This window comes from Cronbergia sp. UHCC 0137 (genome assembly GCF_034932285.1).
Classification (GTDB): Bacteria; Cyanobacteriota; Cyanobacteriia; order Cyanobacteriales; family Nostocaceae; genus Cronbergia.
Map to the genome: position 1 here is coordinate 1 of NZ_JAYGHC010000002.1, position 15,137 is coordinate 15,137.

Annotated in this window: 12 protein-coding genes; 5 read left to right on the top strand and 7 right to left on the bottom strand. The window is 39.7% G+C overall.

Features of this window, described 5'->3' with window-relative positions; genetic code table 11:
* Positions 1–121: 121 nt before the first annotated feature.
* Positions 122–2,206 carry a pentapeptide repeat-containing protein gene (locus VB711_RS00805; RefSeq protein ID WP_323283774.1) on the bottom strand — a complete coding sequence of 695 codons (2,085 nt, stop codon included), beginning with the start codon at positions 2,204–2,206 and terminating at the stop codon, positions 122–124.
* A gap of 508 nt (positions 2,207–2,714) precedes the next feature.
* Between VB711_RS00805 and VB711_RS00810 the strand changes: the two genes are divergently transcribed.
* Positions 2,715–3,152 (top strand): hypothetical protein, encoded by a 438-nt coding sequence (locus VB711_RS00810; protein ID WP_323283775.1) that lies wholly within the window; start codon positions 2,715–2,717, stop codon positions 3,150–3,152.
* A 73-nt stretch (positions 3,153–3,225) separates the two neighbouring features.
* Here VB711_RS00810 and VB711_RS00815 read toward each other — a convergent pair whose 3' ends face one another.
* The 3 genes from VB711_RS00815 to truB form a co-directional block, all read right to left on the bottom strand.
* Complete coding sequence (locus VB711_RS00815; RefSeq protein ID WP_323283776.1) at positions 3,226–3,597, bottom strand: hypothetical protein; 372 nt, start codon at positions 3,595–3,597, stop codon at positions 3,226–3,228.
* 131 nt (positions 3,598–3,728) lie between these two features.
* Positions 3,729–4,913 (bottom strand): glycosyltransferase, encoded by a 1,185-nt coding sequence (locus VB711_RS00820; RefSeq protein ID WP_323283777.1) that lies wholly within the window; start codon positions 4,911–4,913, stop codon positions 3,729–3,731.
* 45 nt (positions 4,914–4,958) lie between these two features.
* On the bottom strand, positions 4,959–5,831 hold the full coding sequence (gene truB, locus VB711_RS00825) for a tRNA pseudouridine(55) synthase TruB (protein ID WP_323283778.1): 873 nt from the start codon (positions 5,829–5,831) through the stop codon (positions 4,959–4,961).
* 156 nt (positions 5,832–5,987) lie between these two features.
* On the opposite strand from truB, the gene VB711_RS00830 reads away from it, so the two are divergent.
* Positions 5,988–7,061, top strand: coding sequence for a PstS family phosphate ABC transporter substrate-binding protein (locus VB711_RS00830; protein WP_323283779.1), 1,074 nt, complete (start codon positions 5,988–5,990; stop codon positions 7,059–7,061).
* Between the two features lie 103 nt (positions 7,062–7,164).
* Here VB711_RS00830 and VB711_RS00835 read toward each other — a convergent pair whose 3' ends face one another.
* Positions 7,165–7,884, bottom strand: coding sequence for a Crp/Fnr family transcriptional regulator (locus VB711_RS00835; protein ID WP_323283780.1), 720 nt, complete (start codon positions 7,882–7,884; stop codon positions 7,165–7,167).
* Positions 7,885–8,197: 313 nt separating this feature from the next.
* Between VB711_RS00835 and VB711_RS00840 the strand changes: the two genes are divergently transcribed.
* A complete protein-coding gene (locus VB711_RS00840) occupies positions 8,198–9,034 on the top strand; it encodes a hypothetical protein (protein ID WP_323283781.1) in 837 nt (278 codons plus the stop codon).
* Between the two features lie 224 nt (positions 9,035–9,258).
* Positions 9,259–9,522 carry a hypothetical protein gene (locus VB711_RS00845; RefSeq protein WP_323283782.1) on the top strand — a complete coding sequence of 88 codons (264 nt, stop codon included), beginning with the start codon at positions 9,259–9,261 and terminating at the stop codon, positions 9,520–9,522.
* 538 nt (positions 9,523–10,060) lie between these two features.
* Here VB711_RS00845 and VB711_RS00850 read toward each other — a convergent pair.
* Together VB711_RS00850 and VB711_RS00855 are read right to left on the bottom strand one after the other, a co-directional pair.
* Complete coding sequence (locus VB711_RS00850) at positions 10,061–10,897, bottom strand: Cof-type HAD-IIB family hydrolase (protein WP_323283783.1); 837 nt, start codon at positions 10,895–10,897, stop codon at positions 10,061–10,063.
* 157 nt (positions 10,898–11,054) lie between these two features.
* Positions 11,055–11,744 carry a choice-of-anchor E domain-containing protein gene (locus tag VB711_RS00855; protein ID WP_323283784.1) on the bottom strand — a complete coding sequence of 230 codons (690 nt, stop codon included), beginning with the start codon at positions 11,742–11,744 and terminating at the stop codon, positions 11,055–11,057.
* 421 nt (positions 11,745–12,165) lie between these two features.
* On the opposite strand from VB711_RS00855, the gene polA reads away from it, so the two are divergent.
* On the top strand, positions 12,166–15,072 hold the full coding sequence (gene polA / locus VB711_RS00860) for a DNA polymerase I (protein WP_323283785.1): 2,907 nt from the start codon (positions 12,166–12,168) through the stop codon (positions 15,070–15,072).
* Positions 15,073–15,137: the final 65 nt, after the last annotated feature.

A 15,137-nucleotide genomic window follows, 5' to 3' on the forward strand; every position in this document is an offset into this window, starting at 1 on the left:
GATGATGTGGTTGTAGAGGTTGATTAGCGATCGCTACTGTAGTCTTGCGGAGAGGGGAATAGGATTTACAATTATATCCCTTTTATACTTAATCAACCTACTCCCCTGCTTGATTCCAAGCTTATGGACAACGGGAATGAATGCCACCTTGAGTACATATAAAAGCTAGTTGGTTGCGATCTAAATTTTTAGCTTCACTAAAATCTACTCCCTGAATTATGGCAGCTTGGGAATCAAGATCGGGTGTTTGGACAAATTGATCACCTGGATCTTGTTTAGCAGTGGAGAGGATCGCACCTTGAAAATCTGCTCCTGCTACATTTGCTCCTCGTAAATCTGCGCGACTCAAATCAGCATTTCGCAGGTTGGCATTTTCTAATTTAGCAGAGCGAAACACTGCACCAGTTAGACGGGCAACACTTAGGTTAGCATTGCTAAGATTGGCATGGTCTAAATAGGACTCTGATAGGTCTGCTCCTTGCCAATTGGTTTTAGTTAAATTAGCATGAGATAATTGTGTGCCAATGGCAGAAGCACGATTCAGGTTAGCAGCATATAAGTTAGCCCCGGTTAATTGGGAATCACTGATATCAGCCCCAGTGAGACTGGCATTTTCTAAAATTGTACCCCGCAAATCACTTCCTACTAACTGGGTACTGCTGAGATTAGCACCCATGAGACGGGCATTAGATAGATTAGCTCTGTTGAGAGTAGCACGGCTCAGGTCGCTTTTGTTCATTGATACACGACTGAGGTTAGCATCAGTGAAATTAGCTTGTTTTAACTCTACTTGATTTAAATCAGCGATCGCATCATCATAGGTATCCCAACGACCATCTTCACCCACACCCCGGAAACGACTACCCTGAAAGTTAGCTTGATTGAGATTTGCTCCTTTAAAAATAACTCCTGATAAATCAGATTTTTCTAATACCAACTTAAAGAATAAATCCTGAGCAAAACCTTTTGTCCCCAATTGGGTATTACTCAAATCCACATCCTTGATTTTGCCTCGATACACAGCCAGAACTTTGTTAATCGCTTGCTGGTTGAGAATTAACTGCCTTTGTTTAGATTCTCTCATGGGGCTGTTACCAACTGATTTTAGTTGATCAGCAAGAAACTGATTCATCCGTTTTAATTCTGGGATAGTTGGTAATCCCGCATTGATTAAAGCTTGTTGAACTTTATCTACAGTGGTGGGGTCAGTTTCCTGTACTAGCAAATCTACTAGAAATTTAATTGACTGCCTATCATTTAAACCACCCAAAGCCAGAATTGCATTTTCGCGCTCTTTATTGCTACTATCAGAGGTAGAATTAATTTTTGTTATCAGTGCTAGAAACTTTTGACTGTTAATTTGCTCGGTTCTGCGGTTACTTTCTTGAGTTTGGACATAGATTTGCGTGCTAACTAACGTTGACAACACAGCAATCATACTTGTTAGCCCAACTAAAAACAGTGTAAAATTGGGGTTACGTTGTATTACATTGCCAGGGGTAGGAATTTTGCTGGATGTGGATATTCCTGGTTCAGTCCCTCTCTGTAACTGTTCCTTAGCATCTATGGTATAAGTACCAGCTAGACAATCATGAAAAGCGCGGCGTTTTCGTTGTGCAGGCCAGCCCATTCCTTCTCCTAGCACCATCAATAAAGCTAAAAATGTAAAAACACTCAAGTGAGGAAAGACAAAGCTATAACGCCAAAGTAAATAGGCAACAGAAATCGGTACAGTCCAGCGGCCAAGCACTTCACGTACTACAATAGATCCTAAGCCAGGGGGTGTACCTTCGTGGTTGACAACTCGTACCCCAAACCAGCGTTTAGGGATGGTGCTGCCGGTTTTGCTTAAAAGATACAATTGCCACGATGAAATAGTGATGGGGGTTAATAGGGCAATTGTCCACAAAAAATTAGTTGGCCAAGATACATAACGAATACTATAACTGACTGGTAAAGCTAAAGGTCGAGCGATCGCTCTTTCTGTCAGTACCAATACTGGGTTAAGTGGTATACGTTCGATATCGCTCCGCGAATTGGCATATACCCCCAATCCAAAGGGAACTAAGCCACTGACTGCAACTAAAGTTATTTCTACAGCCCAAGCCCCAAAACGCCTAGTTCCCAGTGGCAATAAATTACCTTTTTTCGGCTCTTTTGACTGGCTAGACTGATTACCACTTCTCCTGACCATTGGACTCGTCATTGTATAAGTTCCCTTTGAATTTATTTTTACGCCGTTCTCAAACCGATTTAAATATGCTATTGCTTAGGTTGAAAGCCTTTAGACACAAAAAATTTGTATCCAAGATACACTAACAATGTTAATATTGCCAGAGTTATTCAGGTGGCACGTGACAGAGAATTATGTTGTTTGCTCTTTTTTATAGATTGTTTTAGTGATTTTAGCTAATATCTAATTTATGGCAAACCTCTCTCAACGGGTAAATATCGGTTTTCTTAAAGAGTTAGCAGCAATGAAGTTGTTAACATTAGCCTGAATTTAAATCAGGAATCAGCAAAGGTTAGCAAGTTTATTCAACCTATCCTCAGTGAACTCAGGATATTTTAATGTTTAGTGATCAAATAATTTAATTGCATCATAAAAATTTATACTTTCTATCTCGGAACAAAGACGGATTGGTTTTCGTCTGAGAAACTAGAATGTGTATCAATAAGATTGTTCTGGAAAAATTCAGGGGAGTTAATTAAAAATGAAGGCTTTAAGATTATTTACAATCGTTTCCCCAGCTTTAGCCATGAGTTTGGTTTTTAGTCAAGTTAATTTGGCTCAAACTCCAAAAATCGAAATTAGTCGTAATCTTGCCAATGATCCGATCATTATCAATGGTGAATCTTTACAAACAGTTCCCAGTAATTGCGGTAATATCACTCCTATACCTAATCAGGTAATTAAGGTTACAGAGTCATTACCTTATTTACGATTAACTGTGGAAAGTAAGGGTAATCCAACATTGTTGGTTGATGGTCCTGGAGGGCGTTTTTGTTTATTACCAGATGATTACTCTGGACAAAAACCCGAACTTTCTGGTTATTGGCAAGCCGGGGAATATTCGCTATATGTAGGTGATTTATCTGAAAAAAAGTATAGCTATACCCTGTCTATTTCTCAACAGCATCACCCCAAATAATTGATGAAACTCTTTTCACAACAGGTTTTTACTCCTGACTCCTGACTCCTGACTCCTGACTCCTCCTATACAACTAATCTTCGAGTGATTTAGCTTGTACTTCCACTGCTGTGACATCAATTGTTCCTTTTGGTGTGAATCGTCGAAATTGACTATTTTCTACTATTAATTGTTCTCCACAGTTAGGACATTGGATTTGTGTGTTATTTAAACCTGTTAACCTATATTCACAAACGGGACACTGATCTACAACCAAATTCTTTTGCAGCCACCAGCGAAATCCGATGAATGCAACAACTGGGGCTAATAACAACAATCCAAAAATAATTAATACTGAATTAACTAACCAGCCCAAGCCGAATGATGTTAGTAACCAAACAATTGCCAACAGTGTCAGCCAAGGACGAATTTGCGAAAGATTTAATTGAAAGTTTTTAAGGTTCATGTCTCAAATTTTGTACGACTCTGCCTCTAGGATAGCGATTTTGGTTGGCGTTGATCGGGGGCAGGGGGCAGGGGGCAGGGGGCAGGGGGCAGGGGAGGCAGGGGAGGCTAATAATAATTTAATTTTGAGTATTATGATCGGATTAGGACTTGTAGACGTTTTTGGAAGGCTTGTATGCCGAATATAGCGATCGCTTGTTCTCTTAACCATTGACCATGACAACGTTGATCGTTGCTTTGGAGAATTTCTATACAACCTGCCGCTACAGCATCGGGATTGCGGTGGGGTACTCGCCATCCTAGTTTACCATCTTGGAGGGGGTCTGCCGAGCCATCGTTATCGCCAGATAATACTGGTACACCGCAGGCCATGGCTTCTAAATAAACAATACCAAAGCCTTCTTGAGAGGGCATGATATAGGCATCCGCTAGACGATAGTGTAACATTAATTGTTCTGTTGGCACAAATCCGGCAAAAATTACGCGATCGCTCACACCCAAATCTATGGCTAACTGTTGTAACCTTGGTTGATCATCTCCACGACCTATGACTAAATATTTCACTTCTGGGATAATTTGCAGAATTTGTGGTAATGCTCTAATGGTGACATCAACACCTTTATAAATATCCCCTGACCACAATCTAGCCACAGTCATTAATATTTTGGCATGATTTAAATTATATTTCTCAATTAATTCTGATGATTTAGATCCTGGAGTAAATTTTTCTCCATCAATGGCACAGGGAAGAATTTCGACTTGTTGAGGGTTGATATGATTAGCAAGACAAAGGCGATCGCGACTATAACGGCTAATTGTCCAAATTGTTGAAGCTGAAGACAAAGCTTGTCTTTCTTGATGTTTCAACTCTTGCCAAACTTCTTTACCATAGGTCAGAACCGTGTAGGGAATACCCAAGGGACGGCATAAAATTTGGATTAATACAGCTAACTTAATGTGACCGCAAAAAACTCGTTTAGGTCTTTTTTGTAATAAACATTGTAATAAAGCCAAAGCTAATTTTACCCTAGCGATCGCTGGATATTGATCATAAAAATAATGAAATTTCAGATTCCCTGAAACAAAAGGATTAATACAATCAGCCCGATCTCTCAACAAAAAAACATCTGCCTGATTAACTTGATTTAATCCAGAATAAGCGCGAAAAATATCCTGGACATAAGATTGAATCCCACCTTCACCTGCAAAAATTTCTAAGAACACAAAAACATGATTATTTCCCAACCGTTCCTTCTTACCTTCTTTCTTTCCTTCGGAACGCTTTGCGAACGCGTTCTTTGCGTCTTCGCGGTTCATTATTTCTTCATCCTGCCCTGGGTAAAACCACCAAAACCAATTATTTCACGAAATTGGCTCAAAAACCATTTGAGGAATTAATAAATTGTCTTGGGATGTACCTATTCCCAGAAAACGGGATTCATCATAAACACGGACTAGACCGAAATTAATATCCACAGCAACTTGCTGACCTTGACACCATTTTTTAGCTGATGCAGTAGATAAACTGACAGATGGTAAATGTTGTAAAGGAGTATCTGGGGAAACCGGTTGAAAAATTCCTGTTTCCAGTTGGGATGCTAAATCATCCAAAGTCAGACTATCTGGTAAATTAAAACCACTGCTGGCCGTGCGAGTCAAAGCCGCAAGAGTTCCACCAGTATTTAAAACTATACCCAAATCACGAGCGATCGCTCTAATATAAGTTCCTGCCCCACAAGCGATCGCCATATCAACTTCCGGGAAATCTCCATCACGCCATTCTAAAACCTCAATGGCCAAAACTTCCACCGTCCGGGTTGGTGCTTGGATAACTTCCCCTTTCCGTGCTAAATCATACAGCCGTTTTCCTTCCACTTGAATCGCGCTGAAACTAGGGGGAATTTGCTCAATTTTACCCACAAATCCGTCAAGTGCAGTTTTTACAGCCATTAAATCCAACCCAGCACAAGGTTGAGAACTGATAACTTCCCCTTCCAAATCATCAGTAGTTGTCTGCACCCCCAAACGAACAGTTGCTTGATAGGCTTTTTCCCCTGGTAGATATTGTAATAATCTAGTAGCCTTACCCAAAGCGATCGGTAACACACCTGTAGCTAATGGATCTAAAGTTCCAGCGTGTCCTACCCGCTTGAGACGCAGTAGTTTTCGTACCCGCGCTACACAATCATGAGAAGTCCAGTCTAATGGTTTGTTTAAATTGAGAAAACCTTGCACAATCAGCCCCTTGAGGGAATTAAAAATTGGATCAAAAATTGAATAGTAATTTAACTAAACCTTAACTTGTAGTCATCTTAAAAGATGAGAAATTCTTAAACAAACATCTAAAATTAATCCGGTTCATCCTGATTCAGACTGGCGTTAATTAATATTATGTCAAAAAAAAATGAAACATTAATTCTTCTGTCATCTGTACTCATCACAGGAGTGCTACTAGCTGGTGGTTTCTGGTGGTTTAGCAAGACATCAAATTTTAACATAACTCAAATCATCAACCCGCAAAATACCAAATCTAGCCCTGGAAGTTCTAACCCAAGCCAGACAACACCAACACAAGGGAACAAAACCACCTTTACCTCTGTCTCAAATGTCCCTACAGGAGCGTTTACTTATGGAGGAAGTACATCATTTGCTCCAATGAGACTGGCCATTGATTCAGCCATCCAAGCAGCACAGCCACAATTTAAGCTCCAATATTTGCAGCCCACTAATGCTGCTCCTGGTTCTGCTCAAGGGATAAAATCATTAATTAATGGTGAAATCACCTTTGCCCAATCTTCACGACCCGTATTAGAGCAAGAATTAACTCTCGCGAACAACAAGCAATTTAAATTGGGTCAAATTCCCGTAGCCATTGATGGATTAGCCGTAGCAGTTCACAAAGAATTAAATATTCCCGGATTAACAATAGATCAGGTGAAATCTATTTACACCGGTAAGATTGACAATTGGAAGCAAGTGGGGGGGCCAAATATTCCAATTCAAGCTTTTTCGCGTCGGATTAGCGATGGTGGTACAGTCGAACTTTTTTTCCAAGACATCTTGGGTGGTCAAGCTTTTGGTTCCAAAGTAGAATTTATCCCTACAACCACCCAAGCCTTACAAAAGGTAGCAGATAGTCCTGGCGGCATTTATTACGCCTCAGCCCCAGAGATTGTACCTCAATGTTCGATTAAACCCTTACCGTTGGGGCGGACTCAAGGGCAATATGTTCCTCCTTACCAAGAACCATTTATTGTTCCTAGTAACTGTCGTGATGACAACAGAAACAAATTAAACATTGAGGCTTTTCAATCAGGGAAGTACCCGATTACCCGGAATCTGTTTGTGGTGATCAAACAGAATGGTCAAATTGAAGAACAAGCTGGTGTTGCTTATGCCAACTTACTACTGACACAGCAAGGACAGGAATTAATTGCCCAGTCTGGGTTTGTCAAAATTCGCTGACACCTGCTATTTATCGCTCTTTTGTGTGGCATATTTCAGTCTAGCGATCGCTTCGCTATTTACAGACTTTGCTACTAACCCATAGCGATAAATTTAAAGTCCTTTAGTTGACTCTATTAATCGAATCTGCTGGTAAGCAAATCAGATTATCACCTTGGGTGAGGATTAGACCTCGTTGACGCAATTTACCCATTAAGCGGGTGACAGTGACACGGGTTGAACCAATCGCGCTCCCAATTTGGGCATGGGTGAGGGGGAAAGGTAAGCAATAGCCACGAATTACGTCGGGATCAGTTTCGCTCATTGAAGGTTCTCCATATTCCTCAATCAATAAAGTGAGGAATCCTAAGAGTCTGTCAATTGTGCGTCGTTGTCCCAAGGCACTGAGCCACAACAATTTGCGCTGATGTTGATATCTAAAAGCATCCATCACTTCACGACGGAAGTGAGGCCAGTTATCCAAATCATGCCAGTACATCCACAATACCGCCGTTTGATCAACGTGGGCATAAGCCTGGAGTGTGAATGGTGACTGGGCAACAATTTCAAAGGGTTGTCCGGCTCCTACAAAACCCAGGAAGGCTTCTTCTGGGGTTCTGTTGATGCGTCGAGATGTTAGTTGACTGGCAGTAGCACTGACTTGGGCAGTTCCTACCATGCGGATTGCACCTCTTTGCACTAAATACAACAATCCAGGTCTGGCTGGAATGCGTTCATCTTTGCTGAAGGTACGGCAGCGATAGTGTTCTTGAGCCCAGTCAAGAATGCGTTGCCAAGTTAAAAAAGGACGTGAGGCTTCGGAAAAAGAAGATGGAGATTGCATAGGTAACAAAGAGCGCGTGGCTAAATACAAAGACGTGATCAAAGGGTGCAAGGAGTGTCTTTGTGTTGGCGAGTTCGGCTTAACGCCTAGTAGCGCCAGCCATGTAAAGGGTAGAAAGCAAAATTATTGCACTCTACTCTTTATGTTATACATCCTACTGTACAATGAGGGTGATGATTACTACCCTCTATTTATCTATTATTCATTAAATTTTATCCTACTCTCATTTTTCTTTACCTAGACTAAACTTCTATCTAAAGGTAGATGGAACAGGATAAAATGAACAGCCCCCTAAAGTTTTCAGCAAAATTACGTGCATTATACGCTACTTTTTGATAAATACATATCAGTTAAGCGGTTACTAGAGGCGCATTTGGTGAAGGCAGCTAGTATTTCTACTTATAGAGAAAAAGCTCCTTACATAGAAGATAAAAAAATTCATCTATACCAAGGTAGGGATGTTAAAAAAAAATTATATATTTCAAGTTTGGCACTGCGGTTAGCAAATTCTCAGAATTCAAATGCGATGAAAGTTGCTCATGAGTTAGCCGTTGTTTTATCAGGTAGCTGTGGTGGCGTTTTTCACGTCCAAATTGTCCCTCCTGGTTGTATTCATCTAGAATTAACTCCAACGACCTTGGCGGCTTGGTTACAGGGTCTTGCGGGGGGTAATTTGGCTGGGGAGGAAACTAAGGATTTTAGAGAATGTAAATTATTGTTTCCAATTCAATATGCTCATGCCCGTTGCTATTCGTTGATACGTTTAGCATCACAGGATAATTTGATTGAACTTGTAGATGGAGATGTGGGTATTGGTGGGTTAATTGCTGCTCGTCCAATCTCTTGGCTGAATGGTGATCAGCAACTTTACTTTTATCAGCCAGAGGAATATCATCTAATTAACCAATTGATGCAGGTGGTAGATCATTTGGTCTGTAGTGATGGTGGTTCTGTTGACTGGGAAAAAATTGGTGGGAAGTTGAGCCAAGCTTGGGAGGATTTCTGGTGTAGTTGTCGGATTTGGGGTGAGGTGAAAATTACTTCACCAGAACTAGCTCAAGCTAGGGTGGGGTTGTTAATAGCTACTCAGTGGGTTTTAAAGTGTTTGCTGGAGAAGAAATTGGGGGTTGTGGCGTTGCGGGAATTGTAACAGGAGGCACCCTGAGTTCGATATTTTAATCCTGAGATTCTGTCCAATTATTAGATAAGATTTTTGGAGTCAAGTAAATTGACAAAGTTCCAAAAAATATCTTTAATAAAGACATAGGCATAAAATAAACAGATCCGAAAAAGAATGTAGAGAGATTCCATGGAACTTCTCTACAAGGATTCTGGAAATGTTTTACAGCTAATGCTGCTTTAAAGGAGGCTAAAGTGGAAGCAACAGAAAAAACCACATTAAAAGCGATCGCTATTAATAGAGAAGAATCTATGAGGGCAATTGCATATAGTATGGACTGGTTGATTCCTGGTCTGTATATATGGTTTTTTGGCTTTGCTATTCGTTTTGGTGGAGGAACTCCAGACGATAACCCATATAGATACCCTGGAAAAATTGACAGTGCTTTTGGAGTTGCTCTAGTTCTACCTGGTTATAAAATCTTCACCACTTATACAGGTAACTATGACTCTGAATAAACATATTATTCAGGGATTGTCACCTTTTGCTTCTGCAACACTTAACACAACTCAGTTTGAAAAAATAATGACTGGTGCAGGATATTCTTGTTCAGGGAGCGCGCCAGCACAAGGGGGGAGGTTTAAAGTATGGTGGGTTCACCCTGTATATTCCAGGGTAGAAGCCGTATATAGCCAGGATAAGAAAACAACAATAACTGCATATCACGTTTATTGAATTAACAAAAGCACTTATTATTTTTGGTAAGTGTTTGAATTGCGTACTAAGTCTTGAGTAAGCTGGTGTTTCTCCCCACGCCTAAGTTTTGCTAAATCTTGATTAATTTTAACTTTAGCTATTGACGTAATGAAGATCGTTGGTTATAGTATCGGATGTGTGAGGAGCGAACCAGCAAGGACACCGAGACGAAACACGGCCAGTCGTCGGTGTCCTTTCTGATGTCTATAGTAATGATGGGTTCGGTCGTGAGGTGCATCAGATGTTAAATTTTTTTGATAATTGGTGAATTATCGAGTCTGACGCACCCTACTAATAGATTTAGGAAAGCAAAAATTTTTCGATCGCTACTGCTACGCCATTTTCTTCAACTGTGGGAGCTACCCAATCAGCGATCGCTCTCACTCTATCAGGTGCGTTACCCATTGCTACACCAAAGCCAGCATATTGGATCATTTCCACATCATTGAAGTTATCACCAATAGTCATGACGTTACTACTTTGTAAACCGAGTAATTCTTCGGCTATGTAGCGGACAGCAGTTCCTTTGTTAACGAGGGGATTGGTGGCTTCTAGGAAGGTGGCAACGGATGTGGTTAAATAGAGTTCTGCGGGTGTGTATTGACGGCGTAGGTCAGTTAAAAGCTGGTTAATTAAATTTGTGTCGTCACACAAAGCTAAGACTTTGGTAGGTTCTTCAGCTAAGGTTTGACGTAAATCACCGACGGGTATGGGGGTAATACCAGAACGTGCTGAATAACTTTCCGTTGCGGGGGAGAGATCCCGGACATAAAGTTGATCGTTAATGTAGAAGTGGATAGATAGGAGCGATCGCCATTCTGGTTGTTCAAAATAGTCTAACAGTTGGTGAGCCATTTGTTTAGTCACAGACCAATGACGATGGATTTTTTGGCTAATTGGGTCTTGAATCCATGCTCCTTGGTAGGATGTTAGAGGTAGGGTAGAGTTGACTTCTTGGTGAAAATATAAAGCTGACCGATACATTCTCCCGGTGGCTATGGCTACTTGTATGCCTTGAGATTGTACCGCAGCGATCGCTCTTTTCACAGTTTTGTTAATGCGGTTAGACTCACCAGCGATCGTTCCATCTATATCTAACACCAATAGTTTAATATCCGTTTGAGCCTGATTGTGCATAAATTCTCCTGGTTGTAATTCCCAGTCACAGATTAACAGGCTATTCCTCAATAATTTTAAGCAAAAAAAAGCGTTGACTAAGGACGGGATAAATTCTCGTCTAACAGTCACGCAAAGAAAAGTCTAGTTGAGAAAAAATATCTCCCGTTAAGAATATCTAGGACTTGGAAAACTTGAGAAAACTTTTCTTGCTTTGGGAAAATAAGCCAAACCCAGAGATTAGACCAAAGGCCAGTAAAGCAGAGGGTTCAGGAGTTGCTTGGGGAGCTTCAGTGTAGTTATATGTAACTGTCAGGTCTCCACCCGCTAATGTAGTAATTGTGCTAGTTAAGTTACCTGAGCCAATGATTCCCGATTCAGCGAGGGCTGAGAACAAGAAGTTCCGGTTTCCAGTCCCAATAAAGGATTGGAAGAATGCACCACTAGTATAGGTCTGAGAAGTTAAATCCGTAGCGGTGAGGGTAGGAGTTTGTAAAGTTCCGCCTACAGCAAGTGAATACTGGGGTGATATTGTGCTTGGATTGATAGAAAATAGAGATTGACTGTCAAGAGCATCTATCAAACTCAGATCACCACCAAGAGACAACCTAAACCTAGCTAGACTGTTACTAGTATTAGTAACACTAGCATTACCAGTAATAGAACCGCTAAATTCAAACTCTACGGAATCGAGTGTGCCGAGAGATGGGTTAAATTGTTGTACACTTAGAGGAGCATCAATGATATCTGTTAGTTGAGTGCTAACAGAATCAGTAAAAGTCAAAGTTGCAGCTTGAGCAGAGCCAGCAGCAACAACCCCTGCTATGGTGGTAGCCACAGCTAGGGTATTGAAAAGTTTGTTGTTCATGATCAAATTTATTGTATCAAATAAACCAATATCATTATACAGGTTTTCGAGTAATTCTGGATAAATATACCGAAGATTTTTCAAGGTGTTTGATTAAAGTTACGTCAACTATTCAATTTTGGCGGTTATACCAAGAAAATCCAGCCTGGTAGATTTTAGGAAATCTGTCATAATGTTAGGCTAATAACTCAGGTTGCTAGTTATCTAGCGGAGGCTGGTGTTGGCGTTAGGCATTATGGTAATTGGATAATCTTTAAATCTGTGTCATCTGTGTAATCCATTAAATCCGTGATCGTGATTGGTGATCAAATCCCAGACTTCATCCTGTTCATCCTTAAATCCTGGATATCCTGATTCAGACACACTGTTACGAAAGATGTGGTTATTTCGATAAGACTTTATATTTTTAATTTTAAAGGTTATGTCTCAAACTGCCGATTCTGCAAACACGACCAATCCAACGTTCATCCTTGTTGATGGACACTCCTTAGCTTTTCGCTCCTATTTTGCCTTTGCTAAGGGCAAGGATGGGGGTTTGCGGACAAAAACGGGGATTCCGACCAGCGTGTGTTTTGGCTTTATTAAATGCTTGCTGGAGGTGATAGCTGCACAACAACCCCAAGCCATGGCTGTGGCTTTTGATTTAGCTTTACCAACCTTCCGTCACGAAGCCGATGATACTTATAAAGCAGACCGTCCGGGGACACCAGAAGATTTTATTCCTGATTTAGAAAATCTGCACGAATTACTCAAAGGGTTTAACGTCCCTATTTTAACTGCTCCCGGTTACGAAGCCGATGATATTTTGGGGACATTGGCTCAAAAGGCTGTGGAAGCAGGATATCGTGTGAAAATTTTATCAGGCGATCGCGATCTCTTTCAACTCATTGACCCAGATCGGGGAATCACTGTTCTCAACTTTAGTCCCGATGCTTGGAAACGCTCTGCCAATAGCATAACTGAATTTAGCACCGAACAAGTTAAAGAAAAACTGGGAATTTTACCAACACAAATTATTGATTTCAAATCCCTCTGTGGTGATAAATCAGATAATATTCCCGGAGTTAAAGGAATTGGTGAAAAAACAGCCGTACAGTTACTTAATAATTATAATTCTCTAGATGATATCTACGCAGCAATAGATGAAATTAAAGGTGCAACTCAGAAAAAATTAGTCTCAGGAAAAGAAGATGCAGAAAAGTCGCGTTATTTAGCAACTATAGTTCTTGATGTTCCTTTAGAAATTGATTTAGAAGATTGTAAATTAACAGGATTTGATACCGACATTCTCATTCCCACATTAGAAAAATTAGAATTTAAAACTTTTTTAAATAAAATCAACGACATACAGCAACGTTTTGGAGGACAAGTTCCAGAACCACCCGTGAAAGAAAAAGTCAGCGAAGATGATGATGTGTGGTTTTTCAGTCCAGAAGATACCGCAGCAGCAGAAAAGCAAAAGGCTTTACCAATTCAACCGCGTATTATTAATAATGAAACTAAATTAACTGAATTAATCAACATATTAAAACAATTTACCAATTCAAATACACCCGTAGCTTGGGACACCGAAACCACAGATTTAGAACCAAGAGATGCAGATTTAGTAGGAATTGGTTGCTGTTGGGGAACAGAACCAGATCAATTAGCATATATTCCCCTTGGTCATAAAATCGGCGAAAATTTAAATAAAGATATAGCATTAGCCGCACTACGTCCAATTCTAGAAAGTGCAGATTATCCCAAAGCCTTACAAAATGCCAAATTTGATCGTTTAATTTTCCGGTGTCAGGGAATTAATTTAGCTGGAGTTGTATTTGATTCCCTGTTAGCCAGTTACTTAATAAATCCAGATAGTAGTCATAATTTAACCGACTTAGCGCAGCGATATTTAGGATTAACAGCAACCAGTTATAAAGATTTAGTTCCCAAAGGTAAAACCATCGCTGATGTGAGTATTCCTGCTGTAGCTGATTATTGCGGAATGGATGTTTATTCTACCTTTGGATTAGTACCAAAGTTACAAGAAGAATTAGAACAAGTTCCCGCTTTATACAAGCTTTTATTGGAAGTAGAACAACCCCTAGAAGAAGTATTAGCTGAAATTGAATATACAGGTGTGCGAATTAATTCAGATTATCTGCAAGAACTTTCACAACAATTAGAAACAGAATTAGCTCAATTAGAAATAACTGTAACTGAAATTGCTGGGGAGAAATTTAATTTAGGTTCTCCTAAACAATTGAGTCATATTTTATTTGAGAAACTAGGATTAAGTACCAAATATTCTCGAAAAATTCAAACAGGTTATTCAACAGACGCAGCAACTTTAGAAAAACTCCAAGAAGTTGATGATACTGGATTTATTGAAGCAATGATTGAATATCGCACTTTATCAAAATTAAAATCTACCTATGTAGACGCTTTACCACTTTTAGTAAATCCGAAAAGTCAACGTTTACATACTGATTTTAACCAAGCAGCAACTTCAACCGGTAGATTATCTTCTTCTAACCCTAATTTACAAAATATCCCCATTCGTACAGCATTTAGTCGTCAAATTCGTAAAGCATTTTTACCGGAATCTGGTTGGTTAATGGTAGCTGCTGATTATTCACAAATTGAGTTGAGAATTTTAGCGCATTTGAGTCAAGAACCTGTGTTAGTAGAAGCATATCGACAAAACGAAGATATTCATACTGTGACAGCAAAGTTGGTATTTGAGAAAGAAGATATTACATCAGAAGAACGTCGATTTGCGAAAACGATTAATTTTGGCGTAATTTATGGTATGGGTTCTCTCAAATTTGCTCGTTCTACTGGGATAGATAAAGTGAATGCGAATGAGTTTATTAAGCGATTTAATGAACGATATCCACAAGTATTCACATATTTAGAGAAAGTGAAAAAAGAAGCTATAGGTAACGGATATGTAGAAACAATTTTAGGAAGACGACGTTATTTTGATTTTACCAGTAACAATCTACGTCAGTTAAGAGGTAGCAATCCAGAAGATATTGATTTGAGTAAATTAAAAAATGTAGGTGCTTATGATGCGGGATTATTACGTTCTGCTGCTAATGCACCAATTCAAGGTTCGAGCGCTGATATTATTAAAATTGCCATGGTGAGATTGCATCAGGTTTTAAAGCAATATCAAGCACGGTTATTATTACAAGTTCATGATGAATTGGTATTTGAAGTTCCTCCTCAAGAATGGGAAGAATTGCAACCACAAATTAAATCTGTGATGGAAAATGCTGTATCATTAACTGTTCCTTTAGTTGTTGATGTCCATAGTGGTGAAAATTGGATGGAGACGAAGTAATTATCAAAATAAAGCCGTATTTAACTCAAGTTGCTAGTTATTAATTTTTCGGATATTTTGTAGTC

What these genes read in the sequence shown, in the direction of transcription:
- VB711_RS00805 (WP_323283774.1), bottom strand. Translation starts at nt 2,206, where the DNA reads ATGACGAGTCCAATGGTCAGGAGAAGTGGTAATCAGTCTAGCCAGTCA.
- VB711_RS00810 (WP_323283775.1), top strand. Translation starts at nt 2,715, where the DNA reads ATGAAGGCTTTAAGATTATTTACAATCGTTTCCCCAGCTTTAGCCATG.
- VB711_RS00815 (WP_323283776.1), bottom strand. Translation starts at nt 3,597, where the DNA reads ATGAACCTTAAAAACTTTCAATTAAATCTTTCGCAAATTCGTCCTTGG.
- VB711_RS00820 (WP_323283777.1), bottom strand. Translation starts at nt 4,913, where the DNA reads ATGAACCGCGAAGACGCAAAGAACGCGTTCGCAAAGCGTTCCGAAGGA.
- VB711_RS00830 (WP_323283779.1), top strand. Translation starts at nt 5,988, where the DNA reads ATGTCAAAAAAAAATGAAACATTAATTCTTCTGTCATCTGTACTCATC.
- VB711_RS00835 (WP_323283780.1), bottom strand. Translation starts at nt 7,884, where the DNA reads ATGCAATCTCCATCTTCTTTTTCCGAAGCCTCACGTCCTTTTTTAACT.
- VB711_RS00850 (WP_323283783.1), bottom strand. Translation starts at nt 10,897, where the DNA reads ATGCACAATCAGGCTCAAACGGATATTAAACTATTGGTGTTAGATATA.
- VB711_RS00855 (WP_323283784.1), bottom strand. Translation starts at nt 11,744, where the DNA reads ATGAACAACAAACTTTTCAATACCCTAGCTGTGGCTACCACCATAGCA.
- polA (WP_323283785.1), top strand. Translation starts at nt 12,166, where the DNA reads ATGTCTCAAACTGCCGATTCTGCAAACACGACCAATCCAACGTTCATC.